The organism is Streptomyces sp. NPDC048383, from assembly GCF_040651775.1.
GTDB lineage: Bacteria > Actinomycetota > Actinomycetes > Streptomycetales > Streptomycetaceae > Streptomyces.
Genome location: NZ_JBEZKS010000050.1, coordinates 16,664 through 36,969, shown reverse-complemented (window position 1 = coordinate 36,969; position 20,306 = coordinate 16,664). Strand labels below are relative to the sequence as shown.

General features: G+C 73.2%; 15 protein-coding genes. 6 read left to right on the top strand and 9 right to left on the bottom strand.

Annotation, left to right across the window (positions count from 1 at the left end; all coding sequences use genetic code 11):
* Positions 1–81 precede the first annotated feature (81 nt).
* Both AB0D46_RS28750 and AB0D46_RS28745 read right to left on the bottom strand, forming a co-directional pair.
* Positions 82–825 carry an ABC transporter ATP-binding protein gene (locus tag AB0D46_RS28750; protein ID WP_362881717.1) on the bottom strand — a complete coding sequence of 248 codons (744 nt, stop codon included), beginning with the start codon at positions 823–825 and terminating at the stop codon, positions 82–84.
* Between the two features lie 88 nt (positions 826–913).
* Entirely contained in the window at positions 914–1,819 is a 906-nt protein-coding gene (locus tag AB0D46_RS28745; RefSeq protein WP_362881715.1) for an ABC transporter permease, read from the bottom strand.
* Positions 1,820–1,981: 162 nt separating this feature from the next.
* On the opposite strand from AB0D46_RS28745, the gene AB0D46_RS28740 reads away from it, so the two are divergent.
* Complete coding sequence (locus AB0D46_RS28740; protein WP_362881680.1) at positions 1,982–2,596, top strand: TetR/AcrR family transcriptional regulator; 615 nt, start codon at positions 1,982–1,984, stop codon at positions 2,594–2,596.
* Positions 2,597–2,660: 64 nt separating this feature from the next.
* Here the strand turns inward: AB0D46_RS28740 and AB0D46_RS28735 are convergent, their stop codons facing one another.
* The 5 genes from AB0D46_RS28735 to AB0D46_RS28715 form a co-directional block, all read right to left on the bottom strand.
* Positions 2,661–4,967: a bifunctional glycosyltransferase family 2 protein/CDP-glycerol:glycerophosphate glycerophosphotransferase gene (locus AB0D46_RS28735; RefSeq protein WP_362881678.1), complete on the bottom strand. Its 2,307-nt coding sequence runs from the start codon at positions 4,965–4,967 to the stop codon at positions 2,661–2,663.
* Positions 4,968–5,068: 101 nt separating this feature from the next.
* Positions 5,069–5,944, bottom strand: coding sequence for a carbohydrate ABC transporter permease (locus tag AB0D46_RS28730; protein ID WP_362881676.1), 876 nt, complete (start codon positions 5,942–5,944; stop codon positions 5,069–5,071).
* Complete coding sequence (locus AB0D46_RS28725; RefSeq protein ID WP_362881674.1) at positions 5,941–7,254, bottom strand: sugar ABC transporter permease; 1,314 nt, start codon at positions 7,252–7,254, stop codon at positions 5,941–5,943. The genes AB0D46_RS28730 and AB0D46_RS28725 overlap by 4 nt, the downstream gene beginning before the upstream one ends.
* A 63-nt stretch (positions 7,255–7,317) precedes the next feature.
* Complete coding sequence (locus tag AB0D46_RS28720) at positions 7,318–8,706, bottom strand: ABC transporter substrate-binding protein (protein ID WP_362881672.1); 1,389 nt, start codon at positions 8,704–8,706, stop codon at positions 7,318–7,320.
* A 118-nt stretch (positions 8,707–8,824) separates the two neighbouring features.
* Positions 8,825–11,776, bottom strand: coding sequence for an FtsK/SpoIIIE domain-containing protein (locus AB0D46_RS28715; protein WP_362881713.1), 2,952 nt, complete (start codon positions 11,774–11,776; stop codon positions 8,825–8,827).
* 489 nt (positions 11,777–12,265) lie between these two features.
* Here AB0D46_RS28715 and AB0D46_RS28710 point away from each other — a divergent pair, with 489 nt between their 5' ends.
* Both AB0D46_RS28710 and AB0D46_RS28705 read left to right on the top strand, forming a co-directional pair.
* Positions 12,266–14,047: a protein kinase gene (locus AB0D46_RS28710; protein WP_362881670.1), complete on the top strand. Its 1,782-nt coding sequence runs from the start codon at positions 12,266–12,268 to the stop codon at positions 14,045–14,047.
* Between the two features lie 220 nt (positions 14,048–14,267).
* Positions 14,268–15,527 (top strand): serine/threonine-protein kinase, encoded by a 1,260-nt coding sequence (locus tag AB0D46_RS28705; RefSeq protein WP_362881669.1) that lies wholly within the window; start codon positions 14,268–14,270, stop codon positions 15,525–15,527.
* 65 nt (positions 15,528–15,592) lie between these two features.
* On the opposite strand, the gene AB0D46_RS28700 is transcribed toward AB0D46_RS28705, so the two are convergent.
* Positions 15,593–16,648: a 2-oxoglutarate and iron-dependent oxygenase domain-containing protein gene (locus tag AB0D46_RS28700; protein ID WP_362881667.1), complete on the bottom strand. Its 1,056-nt coding sequence runs from the start codon at positions 16,646–16,648 to the stop codon at positions 15,593–15,595.
* Positions 16,649–16,967: 319 nt separating this feature from the next.
* Between AB0D46_RS28700 and prfB the strand changes: the two genes are divergently transcribed.
* Entirely contained in the window at positions 16,968–18,077 is a 1,110-nt protein-coding gene (gene prfB, locus AB0D46_RS28695; RefSeq protein WP_362881665.1) for a peptide chain release factor 2, read from the top strand.
* 108 nt (positions 18,078–18,185) lie between these two features.
* Here prfB and AB0D46_RS28690 read toward each other — a convergent pair whose 3' ends face one another.
* Positions 18,186–18,377, bottom strand: a complete 192-nt coding sequence (locus AB0D46_RS28690; RefSeq protein WP_362881663.1) for a hypothetical protein — start codon at positions 18,375–18,377, stop codon at positions 18,186–18,188.
* Positions 18,378–18,602: 225 nt separating this feature from the next.
* Between AB0D46_RS28690 and ftsE the strand changes: the two genes are divergently transcribed.
* The gene (gene ftsE / locus AB0D46_RS28685; RefSeq protein WP_030240478.1) at positions 18,603–19,292 is read left to right on the top strand and encodes a cell division ATP-binding protein FtsE; all 690 of its coding nucleotides are present in this window, start codon (positions 18,603–18,605) and stop codon (positions 19,290–19,292) included.
* A gap of 17 nt (positions 19,293–19,309) precedes the next feature.
* The gene (ftsX, locus tag AB0D46_RS28680) at positions 19,310–20,290 is read left to right on the top strand and encodes a permease-like cell division protein FtsX (RefSeq protein ID WP_362881661.1); all 981 of its coding nucleotides are present in this window, start codon (positions 19,310–19,312) and stop codon (positions 20,288–20,290) included.
* Positions 20,291–20,306 lie beyond the last annotated feature (16 nt).

Sequence of the window (20,306 nt, the reverse complement as noted above, 5' to 3'; positions counted from 1 at the left end):
ACCATCCCGAACGGGGAAGGCCCCGGTTCCCGGACCACGTCCGGGAACCGGGGCCTTCCCCGTGGTGGGTGCGGCGCCCGCTCAGCCGCGGGTGAACGCCTCGTAGGCGTCGCAGACCTCGGCTGAGGGGCCGTCCATGCGCAGGACGCCCGATTCCAGCCAGATCGCCCGGTCGCAGGTCTCGCGGACCGTGCCGATGCCGTGGCTGACGAGGAAGACGGTGCCGGCGCGCTCGCGGAGTTCCTCGATGCGGGCCTGGCTGCGGCGCTGGAAGGCGGCGTCGCCGGTGGCGAGGGCCTCGTCGATCATCAGGACGTCGTGGTCCTTGGCGGCGGCGATGGAGAAGCGCAGCCGGGCGCCCATGCCGGAGGAGTAGGTGCGCATGGGCAGTGAGACGAAGTCGCCCTTCTCGTTGATGCCGGAGAAATCGACGATGTCCTGGTAGCGCTCGCGGACCTGCTCCCGGGACATGCCCATCGCGAGGCCGCCCAGGACCACGTTGCGTTCGCCGGTCAGGTCGTTCATCAGGGCGGCGTTCACCCCGAGGAGCGAGGGCCGGCCGTGCGAGTAGACGGTGCCCGAGGCCACCGGCTGGAGTCCGGCGATGGCCTTGAGGAGGGTGGACTTGCCGGAGCCGTTGGAGCCGATGAGGCCGATGGCCTCGCCCTTGTACGCGGTGAAGCTGACGCCCTTGACGGCGTGCACCTCGCGGACGCCGGGGGCCGGTCGGCGGGAGAAGACGCGGCTGAGGGCGGCGGTGGCGCCGCCCTTGCGGGCGCCGGATCCGTGGACCTGGTAGACGACGTGGACCTCGTCGGCGATCACGGTCGGGACGCGGGTGTCGGGGACCGGCGCGGCGGTCCGTGCGGACGCGGATACGGAAACGGGTGCGGGTGCGGTGCGGGTCGACGTGTCAGCCACGGCCGTACTCCTCCTCTGCCTTCCAGAAGTAGACGAACCCGCCGACGCCGGCGAGCAGGGCCCAGCCGATGGCGATCGGCCAGACGTGGTGGGGCAGGGAACCGGTCCCGAAGCTGTCGATCAGGGAGAAGCGCATCAGGTCGATGTAGACGGCCGCCGGGTTGAGTTTCAGGGCCAACAGCACCCAGTGCGGCAGGTCGTCGGCGCGCAGGAAGCTGTCGATCGACCACATGACGCCCGAGGAGTACATCCAGGTCCGCAGCACGAACGGCATCAGCTGGCTGACGTCGGGGTTCTTGCTGCCGATGCGGGCCATGACCATGGCGCAGCCGGCGCAGAAGACCGCCATCAGGAAGAGCGTCGGGACGGCGAGGAACCAGGAGAAGGACGGGGTCTGGCCGAAGGCCAGGAGCAGGACGACCAGCGCGCCCATCGTGACGAGCAGCTGCTGGAAGAGCTGGACGACGGAGGACAGCGGCAGGCTGGCGCGCGGGAAGTGCAGGGCGCGCACCAGGCCCAGGTTGCCGTGGATGGCGCGGGTGCCGGTGTTGATGGAACTGCCGATGAAGTCCCACACGAAGACGCCGGTGATCAGGAACGGCACGTAGTCGGGCACGTCGTGGTCGGCCCGCATCACGAGGCCGAAGATGAAGTAGTAGACGGCCGCGTTGAGCAGCGGGGTCACCAGGTGCCAGACCTGCCCGAGCTTGGCCGTGCTGTACGTGGCGTGCATGCGGGCGGTGGCGTACGCCGTCACGAAGTGGCGCCTGTCCCAGAGCTGCGCGACGTACTGGGGGAGCGTGGGGCGGGCGCCGCTGACGGTCAGGCCGTGGGCCGCGGCCAGCTCGGCCGGGGTGGGCGGTGGCGCGTGCTCCGCCGGGGCGGTCGCGGTGGTCACGGTGGTCGCGGTCACAGGGGTCGCTTTCGACGGGGGCTTGGCACCGGATGGCGATGGGACGTGTCCGTATCGTCGCTACGTGGACACTAGGCCCGTCCACGTCGGAACGCAACCGTATCGTCGTGACGGACGGGGGCCGGCGTGCGCGGCTATGCTCGCCGCATGACTTCCGAGCCCGCAGCCAGCCCTGCCCGCCGAGCCCCCGCCGGGGCCGCCGTCCTGCGCGAGGACGTCACCGAAGCGATCCGGGCGGCCGTGGTCGAGGAGCTGGCGGCGGTGGGCTTCGCGCGGATGTCGATCGAGGGAATCGCCCGCCGTGCCGGGGTCGGCAAGACCGCCGTCTACCGCCGCTGGAAGTCGAAGCTGCACCTGGTCCTGGACCTCGTCGGCGCCTTCGCCGTCGACGGCCTGCCGGTGCCGGCCACCGGCTCGCTCCAGGGGGACGTACGGGCCCTGCTGGAGGTGATGTCACACGTGCTGCGCCACCCCGTGGCCTCGGCGGTCATCCCCGACCTGCTGGTCGAGGCCGCGCGCAACCCCGAGATCGCGGACGCGGTGCGCGGCGCGATCCTGGACGGTCAGCGCCGGCTCGCCGAGGGGATCGTGTCCCAGGCGGTCGCGCGCGGCGAACTGCCGGAGTCGACACGCCCCGACCGCGCCCTGGACCTGGCGATCGGCCCGCTGTACTGGCGGCAGGTGGTCGTACGGGAACCGGTGCCGGCCGGCTACCTGGACGAGCTGGCCCGCTCGGTGGTCGCCGGCCTGCGGGCCGGCTGACCCGTACCCGGCCCGCCCGGCGGAAGCCCGCCCGGCGGAAGCCGGCCGCCCGGCGGGGGAGCGCTCAGAAGCCGAAGCCCGCGCCGAGGTTCGCCAACGTCGGCTCCGGCGCCGGGGCGGGCGCGGCGGGCGCCGGCCGGCGTTCCGCCGGCGGGACGGTGGTCGGCAGCGGGACGGCCTGCCCCAGGAAGACCCGGCGCACGACGCGTTCGGCCGCGTGGCCGTCGTCGTGGGCACAGAACCGCGAGCGGAACGAGGCCCGCAGCTGGGCCGAGCGGGAGCCCTGCCAGTGGCCGGTGGCGAAGATGTCCACCAGCTCGTCCTCGGTGCGGGCGATCGCCCCCGGCGGGCACGCCCGCAGGTCGAAGTAGGTGCCGCGGGCGGCCTCGTACGCCTCCCAGTCGTCGGCGTGGATCACGATCGGCCGGTCCAGGGTCGCGTAGTCGAACATCAGGGACGAGTAGTCGGTGACCAGCGCGTCCGAGGCGAGGCACAGCTCCTCCACCGAGGGGTGCGCCGAGACGTCGATCAGCCGCGGGTGCGGCTCCCACGGCGCGGTGGTGCCCGCGTACGTCAGGTGCGTACGGGCCAGCACGGTGAAGCGCGGGCCCAGATCGCGCAGCACCCGCTCGAAGTCCAGGTGGTCGGGGCGGCTGCGCCGGTAGTCCCGGTGCGTGGGGGCGTACAGGATCGCGGTGGAACCCGGCGCGATGCCCAGGCGCTCGCGCAGCTCCAGCACCTCGGCGCGGCCGGCCCGGTGGAAGACGTCGTTGCGCGGGTAGCCGTACTCCAGCGTGGTGTACGAGGACGGCAGCGCCCGCTCCCAGACCAGGGTGGAGTGCCGGTTCGCGGAGAGCAGGTAGTCCCACTGGTCGGCGCCCCGCAGCAGCCCAGCGAAGTCCGTCGTCGGGGTCGCCGCCGGCCGGTCCCGGAGGTCCAGGCCGACCCGCTTGAGGGGGGTGCCGTGCTGGGTCTGCGTCAGGATCTGCCCGGGCCGCTTGACCAGCGCACGGTCGAAGTTGACGTTCGTGGTCAGGTAGGTGGCCCGGGCGAGGGCCGTCCAGTACGCGGCGGAACCGGGACGCAGCGCGGTCGTCGCCGCGGGCAGCGTCGCCGCGTGCTCCGGGTCGCAGATCCACGCCGTCCGCATCCGCGGCGCCAGTTCGCGCAGCTTCGCCTCGATCGCCGCGGGGTTGCAGGCGTAACCGCCGTGCCAGTACGCGGAGAAGACAGCCAGCTCCGGGCGCAGCGGCAGCCACCGCTGGATCCGGTAGTGCAGCCGCAGCAGCGTCTCGCGCAGGCCCCGGCCCAGCACCCGGGCCCCGCCGCCCGCGGTCAGGGCGGCTTGGCGCGCCAGCGACAGCACCCGGTGGGTCCGCCGGGCTCCGAGCCGCATCAGGGCGTGCCGCAGCCGGTCCGTCCGGGTCGTCACCCCGCTGCGGCGCCACCGCCCCCCGGCCGGGCCGACCGGGGGCCGGTGGCCGCGCAGCAGGGTGGCGGCCCGGGCGAAGAACTCGGCGCGCCCCGCGCGCGGCAGGCGGCGCGGGTCGGCGTACAGGGCGCAGAAGTCCTCGGCCATCCGCCGGTACACGGTCGGTCGCCAACGCTCCAGCTCGGGTCGGGCGCCGAGGAAGCCGAAGACCCGCTCGTACTGGTCGAGGAGGTCGAGGTGGCGGCGGCTGGAGGTGGTGAGGATCGAGCCGGTGCGGCGCTCGCGGTGGTGGACGCACACCCGGTCCAGGACGGCCACGGACTCGGCGGCCAGCAGCGCCGGACAGGTCCAGGGGGTGTCCTCGTAGAAGCCGGGCGGGAAGGTGAGGCCCTCGCGCTCCACGTACGCGCGGCGGTACGCCTTGTTCCACACCACCATCGGCATGCCGAGCAGCTCCGGGCGGTCCGTCAGCCGGAAACTGGCCGGGCCCTGCTCGCTCAACCGGTCCGCGACCCGGTCGCGCACCACCTCGCCGGTCCACAGGACGCGCGCGTGGTCGTGGACGAGGACGTCGGGCGATCCGGTGGCCTTGAGCCGGTCGGTGACGGCCTGGAGGGCGCCCGGGGCGAGGGTGTCGTCACCGTCGAGGAAGATCAGGTAGTCGCCGCCGGCCCGGGCCAGACCCGCGTTGCGGGCCGGTCCCGGGCCCTGGTTGTGCTCCAGGCGCACGGCCGTGACGCGGGGGTCGCGGGCCGCGTACTCGTCGATGATCGCACCGCAGGCGTCCGGGGAGGCGTCGTCGACCGCGATCAGCTCCAGATCCGGGTACGACTGGGACAGGACCGAATCCAGACTCTCCTGGAGGTACGCCTGAACCTTGTACGCGGGCACGATGACGCTGAACCGGGGCACGGCACATCCAGGGGTCGGCGCGGGCATATGGCCCAGGAACCCCGGGTGTGGTGATCGGGTTACGCCGGCTGCGGCATTCGGATGACCTGGCGTCAACGTCCCACGTCAACGACGTGATCGCCAATGGATCACTTGACCGCTCCGGCCATCACCCCCGTCACGAACTGCCGTTGGAAGGCGAAGAACACGACGAGCGGGACCACCATCGACAGGAACGCGCCGGGGGCCAGGACGTCGATGTTGTTCCCGAACTGCCGTACCTGCTGCTGGAGCGCCACCGTCACCGGCGGGTTCGCCGAGTCGGCGAAGACCAGCGCGACCAGCATGTCGTTCCACACCCACAGGAACTGGAAGATGCCGAGCGAGGCGAGGGCCGGCCCGCCGAGCGGCAGCACCACCCGCGCGAACAGCCGCAGTTCGCCCGCCCCGTCGAGGCGCGCCGCCTCCAACAGCTCGCGCGGGATCTCCGCGAAGAAGTTCCGCAGCAGGAACACCGCGAAGGGCAGCCCGAACGCCGTGTGGAACAACACCACGCCCGCCGTCGTCTCGAACAGGCCGATGGCGCCGAAGAGTTCCGACACCGGGATCAGCGCGACCTGCACGGGGACCACCAACAAGCCGACGACGAGCAGGAACAGCCAGTCCCGCCCGGGGAACTCCATCCAGGCGAAGGCGTATCCGGCGAACGCGCCCAGCACCAGGACCAGCAGCGTGGCCGGGACGGCGATCGCCACCGTGTTCAGCAGCGAACCGGTGATCGTGTCGTTCTCCAGCAGCCGCCCGTAGTTCGACGCCGTCAGTCGTGACGGCGCGGTCAGCACCTGCCACCAGCCGCCCCGGTTCAGGTCGTCGGGAGCCAGGAACGAGGACAGCAGCAGCCCGAGCGCGGGCACCAGCCAGAACACGGCGACGACGACCAGGAACACCCGCACCGCCCCCGACGCCACCCGCGCGGCCACCGCCCGGCCGGCCGACGCGGTCCGTCCACCCGCGGCGCCGCTCATCGCGATCCCTCCTTGCGCAGCCGACGGATGTTCACCAGCATCACCGGCACCACCAGCACCAGCAGTAGGACGGCGATGGCGCTGCCCAACCCCGGATCGGCGTCCGTGCCGAACGAGGTCCGGTACAGCTGGAGCGCGAGCACGTTCGCATCGTCCTGGACCGCCCCCGGCGCGATCACGAAGACCAGGTCGAAGACCTTCATGACGTTGATGACGAGCGTCACCAGCACGACCACCAGGACCGGCCCCAGCAACGGCACCGTGATCCTGCGGAACACCTGCCACTCGCTCGCCCCGTCCACCCGCGCCGCCTCCAACAGCTCCCGCGGTACCGACGCCAACCCGGCCCCGATCAGCACCATCGCGAAACCGGCCCACATCCAGACGTACGCCCCGATCACCGCCGGGGTCACCAACGTCGGACCGAGCCACTGCACCCCCGCGTACGCCTCCCGGAAGTTCTCGGCGGGCAGCCGCAGCCGCGCCCCGTCCGCCTTCGCGGACATCAGGAACATGCCGTCGGCGCGGGTCGTCGCCGACTCCACCACCCTGCCGTCCTTGACCGCCTCGACGCGCATCCCGGCGAACGCCGACTCGGTGGGGTCCACGGCGTTCGTCGTCCCGCCGCCGCCCCGCGTGAAGTCCTGCCAGACCGTGCCGGTGACCTTCAGCGGATCCGAGCCGGCCGCCTTCGCCGTACGGGTTCCCTGCGGCAGGTCCTCCGGCGCCACCCCGACCAACGGGAGCAGGACCGCCGCGCCGGCCCGTACCGGCTCGCGCGTCTCGAACGCGCCGCCGGCGACGGGCTCCAGCGGCGAGTCGCGGCCCGGGCGGGCCCGGGGGAAGGCCGAGGACTCCGCGAAGGTGTCGTGCACCCCCACCCAGACGGCGTTGGCGACGCCCTTGCCCGGGTCGTGGTCGTACACCAGCCGGAAGATGATCCCCGCCGCCAGCATGGAGATCGCCATCGGCATGAAGACGATCAACTTGAACGCCGTTCCCCAGCGCACCCGTTCGGTCAGCACCGCGAAGATCAGGCCGAGCGCGGTCGCCGTCGTCGGCGCCAGCACCACCCACACCGCGGTGTTCGTCAGGGCCGTACGGATCGTGTCGTCGCCCAGGATCTCCCGGTAGTTGGCCCCGCCGACGAACGCGCCGCCGGAGCGGTCGAAGAAGCTGCGGTACACCGAGTAGCCGATGGGGTGCACCACGAGGGCGCCCAGCAGGACGAGGGCCGGGAGCAGGAACGCCGCCGCGATCAGTCGCCGCCGCCGCTCCTCGGCCGACCTGCCCGGGACCGGTTTCCGCACGGTCGGCCCGGCCGGGGCCGGCGTACCCGGGGTCGGCTCCCGTGAAGTCGTGGCCGCCACCGGTCAGCCCCCGTACGCCTTGGCCGCTTCCGCCTCCAGTTTCGCCTGGGCCCCCGCCACGTCCGCCGGGTTCGCCAGGAAGTCCTGGAGCGCCTTCCACTCGCCCGAGCCGGGCGTACCGCCGAACGCCGCGGGAGCCTGGTCCGACATGTCGAAGCGGAAGTCGTCGCCCGCCGCGATCAGCGACTTCGCGATCCCGCGCTGGATGTCGTTCGGATAGGCGGCCGGGTCCACGGCCTTGTTCGGTGAGACGAAACCGCCCTCCCGGGCCTGGATCTCCGCCGCGTCCGGCGACGCCAGGAACGTCAACAGCGCCTGCGCGCCCTTCGACGGCTTCAACGCCACCGCCACGTCACCGCCCGACACCACCGGAGGCTTCGCGCCCACCGCCGGGAACGGGAACACCAGGGCGTCCTCACCCACCTTCGCCTCGGTCTGCGCGATGTTCACCGCCACGAAGTCGCCCTCGAAGACCATCGCCGCCGCCGGCCGGTCACCACCGGTGAACGTCTGCGTCACCGACTTCGGGAACTCCGTCGACAGCGCCCCGCTCTGGCCGCCCGCCAGGAAGTCCTTGCGCCCGAACAACTCGCCGAGCGTCGTCAGCGCCTGCTTGACGCTGTCGTCCGTCCACTTCAGCTCGTGCTTGGCCAACTGGTCGTACTTCTGCGGACCCGACTGGGAGAGGTAGACGTTCTCGAACCAGTCCGTCAGCGTCCAACCGTCCGCCCCCGCCACCGACACCGCCGGCGTACCGGACGCCGAGAGCGTGTCGGCCGCGGCCACGAGGTCCTTCCACGTCTTCGGGGGCGTCACCCCCGCCGCCTCGAAGACCTTCGCGTTGTACCAGATCAGCGACTTGTTGGCCGCCTTGTAGTACACGCCGTACTGGGTGCCGTCGACCGCGCCGAGGTCCTTCCAGCCCGCCGAGTAGTTCGCGTCGAGCTGGGCCTTCGCCTCCGGACCCACCGGCTGCGCCCACTTGTTCTGCACCGCCGCCCGCAACGCCCCCACCTGCGGGAGCAGCGCCACGTCCGGCGGGGCGCCGCCCGCCACCTTCGTACCGAGGAACGTGACGATCGGGTCCTGCGCCGGGACGAAGGTGACGCTCGCCCCGGTCCGCTTCTCGAACTCCTTGAGCACCTTGGTGAAGTTGGCCTGTTCCGGGCCCGTCCACACCGCCGCGACCTCCAGCTTCTCGCCGGGCAACTGCGGTAACTGCACGCGGTTGGCCGAGGGCCGCTCCCCCTGCGGGGGGCCGGACTCCGGATCCTTGCCGTCCCCGCAGCCGGCGAGGGTCAGCGCCCCCGCCGCGGCCAGGGCCGTCCACGCCCCGCTGTGCGCGAGGCCCCTCGTACGGCCCGTACTTCGCTGTGCTCGCTGGCGTCGCATGGTGGTGCCCCCGATGCCGTGTGGCCTTGATGGTGTGTCCCGTGCCACAAGGTCTACGCCGCCCCGCGCACCCCCGCAATACCGCCTCGCGGGGGCACCGGTGGAACGGGGGAGGACGTCAGGGGGCCGGCGGGAACAGCACGGGCACCGCCGACACCAGGTGGGAGGCCCGTTCGAGGGCGCTGGCCAGCAGGGCCAGGTCGGTCGGACCGTTGCCCAACTCGCGCACCGGCCGGCGGGCCGGCGGGTCGCCCATCCGGTCCCACTCCACCGGCACGACCGTCGGCCGCAGCGTCGCCGTCCGCGGGATCCGGCCCGTGACCCGACCGCCCTGGAACGGCACCCGGCGCCCGTCGGCGTACCGCAGCACCCCGCGCCCGGGACCCGGCTGGTCGGGGGAGTCCAACACGACGCGCAGCGCCGCCAGTCGGGCCGGCTCGGAGTCCGACGTACGCTCCGGGCGGGCCGTCGCCGCGATCAGGTGCACCCCGAGCCGGGTCCCCTCGCGGGCCACCGCCTCCAGCGCCCGCACCACCGAACCGGCCGCGGGCCGGCCCGTACTGCCCAGGGCGGGCGCCACCAACGCGTCGAAGTCGTCGACCAGCACCACCAGCCGGGGCAACGGACTGGGACCCGCCGCCGGATCGGTGCGCGGGGTCGAGGCGCGCAGCCGCAGGGTCCCGGTGCGCGACGGATCCAGGTCGCCGTGCTGCTCGCCGGGGGCGGGCCGGCGCGGGGAGACCATGTGGTCGGACAGCGTCCGGTGGGCGTGCCACTCCGCGAAGGGCATGCCGTCCAACAGCTCGTGGCGGCGCTTGAGTTCGGCGCCGAGGGCCTGCGCGAACTCCCGCATCCGCACGGGGTCGGACGCCACCAGGTGCGCCGAGACGTGCGGCAGCTCCGTACAGGGCAGGAGGCCGTCGCCGCGTTCCCCGCCGGCGCCGTCGAGGAGCAGGAGGGCCAGACGGTCGGGGCGGGCCGCCGCCGCCAGCGAGGCGGCCAGGGAACGCAGCAGCTCCGTACGGCCGCTGCCGGCCGGCCCCTCGATGAGCAGGTGCGGGCCCTCGTGGGCCAGTTCCGCGCCGACCGGGCCGCGCTTGCCGGTGCCGAGGACGATCTCCGCGAGGCCGCCGACACCCTGCCCCTGCTCGGTCGCGGCGGCCCAACGCGCCATCAGGGAGGCCGGGGTGGCCCGGGCCAGCCCCAGTTCGTCCAGCAGCCGCGAGGCCGCGGGCAGGTTCGCGGCGGCGGGCCGGTACCCGTCGCCGGCGGCCGGCGCGTCCGCGCGCAGCGGGGCCAGCGCCCGGGCGAAGCGCTCCGCCCAGGCGGCGGAGACACCGTCGGCGACGGCGGTACCGCCGGGCGCCACGGGTCTGCCGCCGCTGACCGCGAAGGTCCGTACGGCCGTGGCGACGTCCCCGCTGAGCAGGGCGGCCGTCGCGCAGTCGCGGAAGGCGGGGGTGGCCGCGCAGGCGCTCTCGTACGTGGTGAGCACCGGGGAGGCGGGCGTGGCCGCCGAGGCCTCCGCGAGGGCGACGACGTGGATCCCGGCGGCCGGACCGTGCGAGGCCAGCCGGCCGGTCAGGTCCCGCAGGGCGCCCGAGCCGGGATCGCCGTCGACGACGACGACCGTGCGCGGCCCCTCGTAGCCGCGGGCCGCCTCCCGCACGGCGGCCGGGTCCGCGCCGGCCCAGGGGGTGCCGAGCGGGCTGTCGTCCAGTCGCCGGGTCAGTTCCCCGGCCCGGGCCGCGGCCTGGTCGCGGTCGTACGCCAGCAGCAGCCGGCAGTCCTGTCCGTGCGCGGGCCGTACGTGGGGCAGCCAGCCCAACCAGCCCCAGTCCCGCAGGCGTTCCTGCACGGGCCGGGCCCGGTCGGCGGCGATCAGGACGATCTCCAGCTGCCCGGGCGGGTGCAGCGCGGCCAGCTGGGCGACGACCGAGCGGGCCACCCCGGTCAGTCGGGCCCGCGGGCCGGCGATGCCGAGCGAGCCGGTGGTGAGCAGCGGGACCCGGCTGCCGGCGCCGAGGCCGACCTCCAGGAGCCGGGGGTGCCCGGCCCCGCGCGACCAGAGCCGGTCGGTGGGCCCGAGGGCGGCCAGCAACAGCGCGGCGGGCTCGTCGGGGTCGGGCGCCGCGGCGACGGGCGCCTCCGGTTCCACCACGGCCTCCGGCTCGACCTCCTCGCCCCGGACCCACTTGCGGGCCCAGGCCCCGATCCCGCGGCGCGGCCGGGCACCGCCGGTCGGGGACGCGTCGGGGCCCGCGCCGCCGTACGGATCGGCGTACGGGTCGGCGGCGCCGGCCGGGTCGCCGCCGTCGGGGTCGCCGGCCGCGTACGGGGCGGGCTCGCGCGGGGCGGCGCTCGTACCGGCGTCGGGGGTCGGGGGCGGGGTCGGTTCCGGCTCGCGCCCGTCGGTGGGGCGGGTCAGGGACAGGTGACCCTCCAGGTCCGGGACCACGGCGAGGGGGGCCGGGCCCCCGCGGGCCAGCCGCAGCGTGGACTCGCCGATCCGCAGCAGGGCTCCCGGGGCCAGCGCGACCGGCCGGGGTCCGACGGGCGTCCCGTCGAGCGTGGTGCCGTTCGTCGATCCGAGGTCGGCCACCGCGACCCGGCCGTCCGCCATCACGGTCACCGCGCAGTGCAGCCGTGACACGTCCGGGTCGTCGAGCGGTACGTCGGCGTCCGCCGAGCGCCCGATCCGGATCGCTCCGGGGTGCAGCAGGTGCACCCCGCCCGCGTCCGGGCCGGCCACCACGTGCAGCTGCGCGCCGCCGGGGCCCTCGTCGGGCAGCGCGTCGGCGTTCGGCAGCGGGGTGTGCAGGGCCAGCACCGCCCCGTCGACCAGCGGCGGCTCGCCCAGGACGGCCCGCTGCGGATCGAGGCGCTGCGAGCCGGCGTACAGCACCACGGTTCCGCCGGTGTCGGGGCCGCCCGCGGTCGCGGCGAGCCCGGAGGCCACGGCGGCCAGCGGGGTACCGGCGGGCGCGGTGACGAGTACGTCACCACTGGCCGGCGCGCCGGCGGTCTGGTGGCCGCTGCGCGACCCAAGGACGGTCAGCCGGATCTGCATCGCCGTCAGCGGTCCCTTCTGCGCGGAGCGCAGTGCGCGGTGCGTGCGCCCGGCGGGGAACCGGTGGGACATGCCTGCCCGACCACCCCCACCCGGCGCGGACGCGTCGTCCGGTCAGGTACGCCGGAAGGGCAGGGCTCCCGTCCCGGCCGTTCCGTACGGGTGCATCCTCGCACCTGTCACGCACAACACGCCCGGCACCCGGCAACAAATGATCTTGATCGGTCGGCGGGGGCGTCCGGACCGAACAAATCCGGACAGGCCGCCGGATGAAATCCGAGCGAAAACGCCCCCGGCATACCCGGTGAATCTCACTCTTCGTACATATGTGCGGCAACCAACCTCCGTCGCCCCGCGTCTTCCCCGAGGACACCCCCTAGAGTTGGGGGGCCGAAACCCATCCAGCGGAATCAGCCGAGGAACTCCGGTCCCAGCCGGGAACCGGAAGCCCCGAACACCGGAACAGACGACAGCAGGGGAGCGCGAGACGTGCGGCCAGTCGGCAGCAAGTACCTGCTCGAGGAGCCGCTCGGACGCGGCGCCACGGGCACTGTCTGGCGTGCCCGCCAGCGGGAGACCGCCGGTGCGGAGGCAGCCGTCGCCGGGCAGCCCGGCGAGACCGTGGCCATCAAGGTCCTCAAGGAGGAGCTGGCCCAGGACGCGGACATCGTCATGCGCTTCCTGCGCGAACGCTCCGTCCTGCTGCGCCTGACGCACCCCAACATCGTGCGCACCCGCGACCTCGTCGTCGAGGGGGACCTGCTGGCGCTGGTCATGGACCTGATCGACGGTCCCGACCTGCACAAGTACCTCCGCGCCAACGGCCCCTTCAGCCCGGTCGCCGCGAGCCTGCTGACCGCCCAGATCGCGGACGCGCTCGCCGCCAGCCACGCCGACGGCGTCGTCCACCGCGACCTCAAGCCGGCCAACGTGCTGCTCGACGAGAGCAACGGCCAGATGAAGCCGATGCTCACCGACTTCGGCATCGCGCGCCTGGCCGACTCCCCGGGCCTGACCCGCACCCACGAGTTCGTCGGCACCCCCGCCTACGTGGCCCCCGAATCCGCCGAGGGACGCCCGCAGACCTCCGCGGTCGACATCTACGGCGCCGGCATCCTCCTGTACGAGCTGGTCACCGGCCGGCCGCCGTTCGCGGGCGGCTCCGCGCTCGAAGTGCTCCACCGCCACCTCAGCGAGGAGCCGCAGCGACCTGCGACCCTGCCCGAACCCGTGTGGATCGTCATCGAGCGCTGCCTGCGCAAGGAACCCGACGAGCGCCCCAGCGCCCAGAGCCTGGCCCGCGGCCTGCGCGTGGTCGCCTCCGGCATCGGCGTGCACTCCTCGCCGGCCGAGGTCGAGGCCGCCCTCGGGGTCGGCGCGCTGCTCGCCCCCGACCCCTCGCCCGCCCCGGTCCCGGCGACGCCCGGGGTCATCGGCCCGGCGCACGCGCCGGCCGGCCCGCAGGACGCGTACGACCCCAACGCCATGACCAGCGTCATGCCGCCCATCGGCGGGGCCGACGCCACCACCGTGCTGCCCACCACCGGGGCGGCGCCCGCCGAGGCGACCTCCGTCATGCCGCCCGTGCAGCAGCCGGACGCCGCGCACCCGTGGCAGTCGCAGATGCGGGCCGTCCGCGACCGCAACGAGCAGACGCAGATGCACTACCTCGACCCGAGCCAGGACCCGCTGCGCCGCCGCCCGCAGCGCCAGGCCCCGCCGCCCCCGCAGCACCAGCCCCGCCCGCCGCAGCAGCCGCAGCAGCCTCCCCAGTACCGCCCGGCCCCGCCGCCGCAGCACTACCAGCAGCAGTCGCAGCCGCCGCAGCAGTACCAGCAGCCGCAGCCCCAGCACCGGGGGCCGCAGCACCAGCAGCCGCAGCACCAGCCCCAGCAGTACCAGCCGCAGCCGCCGCCCCAGCAGTACCAGCAGCCGCAGCAGCCCCAGTACCGGCAGCCGCCGCAGCAGCAGCCGCCGCAGTCCCCGCCGCCGCAGCAGCGGGCTCCGCGGCCCCCGCGCGAACCCCGCGAGCCGCGCCGGCGCAGCGCCAACCCGGTGCGGATCCCCGGCCTGGGCTGCCTCAAGGGCTGCCTCGTCATGATCCTGCTGTTCTTCGTGGCGGGCTGGCTGGTCTGGGAACTGACCCCGCTCCAGGAATGGGTCGGCACAGGCCGCGGCTGGTGGGACCAGGTGTGGACCTGGGGCTCCGACACCGTCGACTGGGTCACCTCCGTCGGCGGCGCCGGCGGGGACGGCTCCGCCACTCCCTGAGCGGGACCGGCCCTCCGTACGTTCCCTCCGGCGCTCGCCGGCCCGCTCCGGCGGCCCGGCGGAGCGCCGGCGTGGCCGTCCGTAGCGCCGAGTTCGTGGATTTGTCGACATCCGGGACGTGATTTCGCCCCTAGAAGTGAAGGTCGCCGCGATCCGGAGCGCTCAACCCCCATTCGGCCGCGTAGCTTTGGTGCGTACGCCAGCCGCTGAGGGAGCAGTCTTGGCACGGAAGATCGGCAGCCGGTACACCGCGCACCAGATCCTGGGGCGCGGCAGCGCGGGCACGGTGTGGCTGGGCGAGGGGCCGGACGGGCCCGTCGCCGTCAAACTGCTGCGCGAGGACCTCGCGTCCGACCAGGAACTCGTCGGACGGTTCGTACAGGAGCGCAGCGCGCTGCTCGGCCTGGACCATCCGCACGTCGTCTCCGTCCGCGACCTCGTCGTCGACGGCAACGACCTCGCCCTCGTCATGGACCTCGTCCGCGGCACCGACCTGCGCACGCGCCTCGACCGCGAGCGCAGACTCGCCCCCGAGGCGGCCGTGGCCATCGTCGCGGACGTCGCGGACGCGCTGGCCGCCGCACACGCGGCGGGCGTCGTCCACCGGGACGTCAAACCGGAGAACGTCCTCCTCGACATGCAGGGCCCGCTCGGCCCGGGCGGCGCGCACCCCGCGCTGCTCACCGACTTCGGCGTGGCCAAGCTCATCGACTCCCCGCGCCGGGCCTCCGGGGCGCCCGGGACGCGGGCGTCGTCCCCGACCCGGATCATCGGCACCCCCGACTACCTGGCCCCCGAGATCGTGGAGGGCCTGCCGCCGCGGGCCGCCGTCGACATATACGCCCTGGCCACGGTGCTGTACGAGCTGCTGGCGGGCTTCACCCCCTTCGGCGGCGGGCACCCGGGCGCGGTGCTGCGCCGGCACGTCACGGAGACCGTGGTCCCGTTGCCGGGCATCCCGGACGAGCTGTGGCAGCTGATGGTGCAGTGCCTGGCCAAGGCCCCCGCCTCCCGGCTCCGCGCCTCCGAGCTGTCGGCGCGGCTGCGCGACCTGCTGCCGCTGCTGGCCGGCATGCCGCCGCTGGACGTGGACGAACCGGACGACGCCGAGCCGGAGGAACCGGAGGCCGAGGACCTGCCGGCCGACCCGGTCCGGCGCCGGGGCGTGGTCCCGCTGGTCCCCGGCTCCGCCACCGACTCCAACCGCGACACCCACACCTCCATGCGGGTCCCGGGCCCGGACGAGCTGGCGGGCGGGGCGCTGGGCACCGCCCGCGTCCCGCGTCCCGCCGGCGGGCACCGGCCCGGGTCCGCCCGGCACCGCGCCGAGGCGGCGCGCAAGCGGAGGCTGGTGATGTCCGCGTCGGCGGTGGCGCTGGCCGCCGCCGTGGGACTGGGCAGCTGGCTCGCCCTGTCCGGCGACGACGAGGGCCAGGCCCCGCCGCAGGACGGCAAGCGCTCGGCGCCCGCCCGACCGTAGGACGGGCCGCCCGGTACGGGGCCGTGCGCCGGCCCGGATCCCGAACGGGTCCGGGTCGGCGGCCGTCAGGCCGTGACCAGTTCCGGGTGCCAACGGCGGGCCACCGCCGGGTGGGCCCGTACCCAGCCCTTCAGCTCGTTGCGGCCGTACTCGGCGTGCAGCGGGTTCGACGCGTCGTGCGCCACCCCGGGGGCCGTGCGCAGGTACTCCCCGGGGACCGTCTCCACCACCGCGTCCAGCCGCGGGTTGTAGAAGAACGGCACCGAGAACCGCTCCACCGCGCCCGGCGGGCTCACCACCCGGTGGTCGGTCGCCACCAGGTAGCCCTCCGTCGCGATCTCCAGCAGCTCGCCCAGGTTGACCACGAAGGCCCCCGGCATCGGCGGGATGTCGACGTAGCCGCCGTCCCGCACCACCTGGAGCCCGCCCACCCCGTCCTGGAGCAGCAGGGTCAGGAACCCGTAGTCCTTGTGCGCGCCGACGCCCTGATCGGCGCCCGACGGGGCCGAGCCGGGGTAGCGGATCAGCTTCGTGTGCAGGTGGGGGCGGTCCGCGAAGATCGCGTCGAAGGCGTCGGGGGCCGCGCCGATCGAGGCCAGCAGCTCCCGCAGCAGCCGGTGGGCCACCGCCGCCAGCCGGGACTGCCAGGACAGCACCACCTCCCGCAGCTCGGGCAGGGCCGCCGGCCACTGGTTGGGGCCCTCCAGCCACAGGTACGCGGGATCCCCCGGCCCCACCCGCGGCGCGGGCCGTTCCGCGCCGACGTCCAGCTGGTCGCGCCAGTCGGAGGCGCCGCCCGTCAGCTCGTGACCTATGCGGGTGTAGCCGCGGAAGTGCGGGGAGTTCAGATTGCTCACGGCCAGCCTGTCGGCCTCCGGCAGTGCGAAGAAGGCCCTGGTCAGCTCCAGGATCCGGGCGGTCTCCCGCTCGCTGATCCCGTGCCCGGTCAGGTAGAGGAACCCGGTGTCCCGGGCGGCCGCGTGGAGCTGCCGCAGGAAGTCGTCGCGCTGCGCGGGGTCGTCGGCCCGGGAGAGGTCGATCACAGCCAGGGAGGCGGTCGGCGGGGCGGAAGGGGCCACGGGAGAGGCGGCCGCGGAGGAGGAGGGGTGCGCGGACGGCATGACGGCTCCGTTTCGGATGTCACGGGGTCCTGCGCCCCAAAGATGGCGGGGCAGCGGAGGAACGGCAGGTCGGCAGGGGTGGCGCCGGGGCCGCGTGACCGCCGCGTACAGGACCGAAGTCGGATCGGGGTGGATCAGGCTCGTGCGTGTTCCGTCGGCAGACAGCTCGTCGTCGTGACACGCATGTGGTCCACATGGCGGCGCTTCACGAGGAGGAGGACAGTCATACGGTGAGCGTACGCCTGTACCCACCCCCTTCCGTACGTGCCGATCCGGCCTGACCGGAGAGTGCCGTCCGGGGACCGGCTAGGCTGGGCCCGTGGCAGTTGTCGATGTATCCGAAGAGCTGAAGTCCCTCTCCTCGACCATGGGGTCGATCGAGGCCGTCCTGGACCTCGACAAGCTGAGGGCCGATATCGCCGTGCTTGAGGAGCAGGCCGCCGCGCCGTCCCTGTGGGACGACCCGGATGCCGCCCAGAAGATCACGAGCAAGCTTTCGCACCTCCAGGCCGAGGTCCGCAAGACCGAGAACCTGCGCGGGCGCATCGACGACCTCGCGGTGCTGTTCGAGCTCGCCCAGGAAATGGACGACGCGGACACCCTCGCCGAGGCCGAGACCGAGCTGGTCTCCGTGCGCAAGGCGCTGGACGAGATGGAGGTCCGGACCCTGCTCTCCGGCGAGTACGCCGAGCGCGAGGCCCTGGTCAACATCCGCGCCGAGGCCGGCGGCGTCGACGCCTCCGACTTCGCCGAGCGCCTCCAGCGCATGTACCTGCGCTGGGCCGAGCGGCACGGCTACGCGACCGAGGTGTACGAGACCTCGTACGCGGAGGAGGCCGGCATCAAGTCGACCACCTTCGTCGTCAAGGCCCCCTACGCCTACGGCACCCTCTCCGTCGAACAGGGCACGCACCGGCTCGTCCGGATCTCGCCCTTCGACAACCAGGGCCGCCGCCAGACCTCCTTCGCGGGCGTCGAGGTGCTGCCGGTCGTCGAGACGAGCGACCACGTCGAGATCGACGAGACCGAGCTGCGCGTGGACGTGTACCGCGCCTCCGGTCCCGGCGGCCAGGGCGTCAACACGACCGACTCCGCGGTGCGCATCACGCACCTGCCGACCGGCATCGTCGTCTCCTGCCAGAACGAGCGCTCGCAGATCCAGAACAAGGCCAGCGCGATGAACGTGCTCCAGGCCAAGCTGCTGGAACGGCGCCGCCAGGAGGAGAAGGACAAGATGGACGCCCTCAAGGACGGCGGAAGCTCCTGGGGCAACCAGATGCGCTCCTACGTCCTGCACCCGTACCAGATGGTCAAGGACCTGCGGACGGAGTTCGAGGTCGGCAACCCGCAGGCGGTCCTCGACGGCGAGATCGATGGCTTCCTGGAGGCCGGGATCCGCTGGCGCAAGCAGCAGGAGCAGTCCGCGTAACGGACCTCCCGCGAGGCGGGGCCCAGCACGGTACGACGCGAGGAAGGGCCCGGACACCTTGGGTGTCCGGGCCCTTCCCCATTCCGTGTGATCGGGACGTGTCGCGGGCTAGGCGGTCTGCGCCGCCAGCGCCAGCGCCGCGACCAGCACCACCAGAAGCGCGATGAGTGTCACCGGGTTCAGCCCGGCGAAGGGATTGCCCTCCTGCTGGAGGTGCTTCCGGTTCGCCCGGCACACCGGGCACCGGCCCTGGCTGACGGGCGCGGCGCAGTTCGCGCACACGAGCCGGTCATAAGTCATGCGCTCCTCCTCTCGTCCCCTCGTACAACGGCACAGGGACCGAGTCCGTTCCCTCTACCACTGTGCCGGCTCCGAGGGCATTCGGCGCGGCCCGTCCGGGCAATCACGATCGGGCTGCGGGGGTACCCGGGGATTATTCGGGCAACTGCGGTGGCCGGGTCCACACCCACCGTCCGTTCGCGTATGGTCACGCACACCTACTCCCGGCGACCCCGTGGTGCACCCGTGATCCGATTCGACAACGTCTCCAAGTCCTACCCGAAGCAGAACCGGCCCGCACTCAGAGATGTCTCCCTGGACATCGCCAAGGGCGAGTTCGTCTTCCTGGTCGGCTCCTCCGGCTCCGGCAAGTCCACCTTCCTGCGCCTCGTCCTGCGCGAGGAGCGGGCCAGCCACGGCCAGGTGCACGTCCTGGGCAAGGACCTCGCCAAGCTCTCCAACTGGAAGGTCCCGCACATGCGGCGCCAGCTGGGGACGGTCTTCCAGGACTTCCGGCTGCTGCCCAACAAGACGGTCGCCGAGAACGTCGCCTTCGCGCAGGAGGTCATCGGCAAACCGCGGGGCGAGATCCGCAAGGCCGTCCCGCAGGTACTGGAACTCGTGGGCCTCGGCGGCAAGGAGGGCCGGATGCCCGGCGAGCTGTCCGGCGGCGAGCAGCAACGCGTGGCCATCGCCCGCGCCTTCGTCAACCGTCCGGCCCTGCTGATCGCGGACGAGCCGACGGGCAACCTCGACCCGCAGACCTCCGTCGGGATCATGAAACTGCTGGACCGGATCAACCGGACCGGCACCACCGTCATCATGGCGACGCACGATCAGCAGATCGTGGACCAGATGCGCAAGCGCGTCATCGAACTCGAACAGGGCCGACTCGTGCGCGACCAGTCGCGCGGCGTCTACGGCTACCAGCACTGAAAGGCCCCTGAGACGTCATGCGCGCCCAGTTCGTCATGTCGGAGATCGGCGTCGGCCTCCGCCGCAATCTCACCATGACCTTCGCGGTCATCATCTCCGTGGCCCTGTCGCTGGCCCTGTTCGGTGGCTCCCTGCTCATGCGCGACCAGGTGAGCGCGATGAAGGGGTACTGGTACGACAAGGTCAACGTCACGGTCTACCTCTGCACCAAGAACGACGCCCTGGAGGCCGCCGGGACCGCGGCCGCCGGCCCGCCCGCCGCCGGCGGCGCGTCCGACGCGGTCGGCTCGCCGCGCGCCTGCGCCAAGGGGGCCGTGACGCCCGAGCAGCGCCAGGGCATCGAGACCGAGCTCAAGGCGATGACGCTCGTCCAGACCGTCACGTACGAGTCCTCGGACGAGGCGTACAAGCACTACAAGGAGCGCTTCGGGCACACGGCACTGGCCTCGGTCGTCACCCCGGACCAGATGCCCGACTCCTTCCGCGTGAAGCTGAAGAACCCGGAGAAGTACGAGGTCATCACCTCCGCCTTCACGGGCCGCGACGGGGTCCAGTCGGTCGCCGACCAGAGCTCGCAGCTCGACAACCTCTTCAAGCTGCTCGGCTACCTCAACTGGGCGGCCCTCGGCATCATGTTGATCATGCTGGTCGTGGCGCTGCTGCTGATCGTCAACACCGTGCGGGTTTCCGCCTTCAGCCGAAGGCGGGAAACGGGCATCATGCGGCTCGTCGGCGCCTCCAGCTTCTACATCCAGGTCCCGTTCATCATGGAGGCGGCCGTCGCCGGCCTCATCGGGGCGGTCCTGGCCTGCGTGATGCTGGGCACCGGCCAGTACTTCGTGATCGACCACGGCGCCGCGCTCCGCGACAAGCTCGAACTGATCAACTTCATCGGCTGGGACGCCGTCCTCACCAAGCTGCCGCTGGTGCTGGTCATCGGGCTGCTGATGCCCTCGCTGGCCGCCTTCATCGCGTTGCGCAAGTACCTGAAGGTGTGACGAGCGCCCCCTGTGA

Excerpts from the sequence above, each read along its gene's own strand:
- AB0D46_RS28700 (WP_362881667.1), bottom strand. The coding sequence starts at position 16,648 with ATGCCGTCCGCGCACCCCTCCTCCTCCGCGGCCGCCTCTCCCGTGGCC.
- AB0D46_RS28715 (WP_362881713.1), bottom strand. The coding sequence starts at position 11,776 with ATGCAGATCCGGCTGACCGTCCTTGGGTCGCGCAGCGGCCACCAGACC.
- AB0D46_RS28735 (WP_362881678.1), bottom strand. The coding sequence starts at position 4,967 with ATGCCCGCGCCGACCCCTGGATGTGCCGTGCCCCGGTTCAGCGTCATC.
- AB0D46_RS28720 (WP_362881672.1), bottom strand. The coding sequence starts at position 8,706 with ATGCGACGCCAGCGAGCACAGCGAAGTACGGGCCGTACGAGGGGCCTC.
- ftsX (WP_362881661.1), top strand. The coding sequence starts at position 19,310 with ATGCGCGCCCAGTTCGTCATGTCGGAGATCGGCGTCGGCCTCCGCCGC.
- AB0D46_RS28730 (WP_362881676.1), bottom strand. The coding sequence starts at position 5,944 with ATGAGCGGCGCCGCGGGTGGACGGACCGCGTCGGCCGGCCGGGCGGTG.
- AB0D46_RS28740 (WP_362881680.1), top strand. The coding sequence starts at position 1,982 with ATGACTTCCGAGCCCGCAGCCAGCCCTGCCCGCCGAGCCCCCGCCGGG.
- AB0D46_RS28690 (WP_362881663.1), bottom strand. The coding sequence starts at position 18,377 with ATGACTTATGACCGGCTCGTGTGCGCGAACTGCGCCGCGCCCGTCAGC.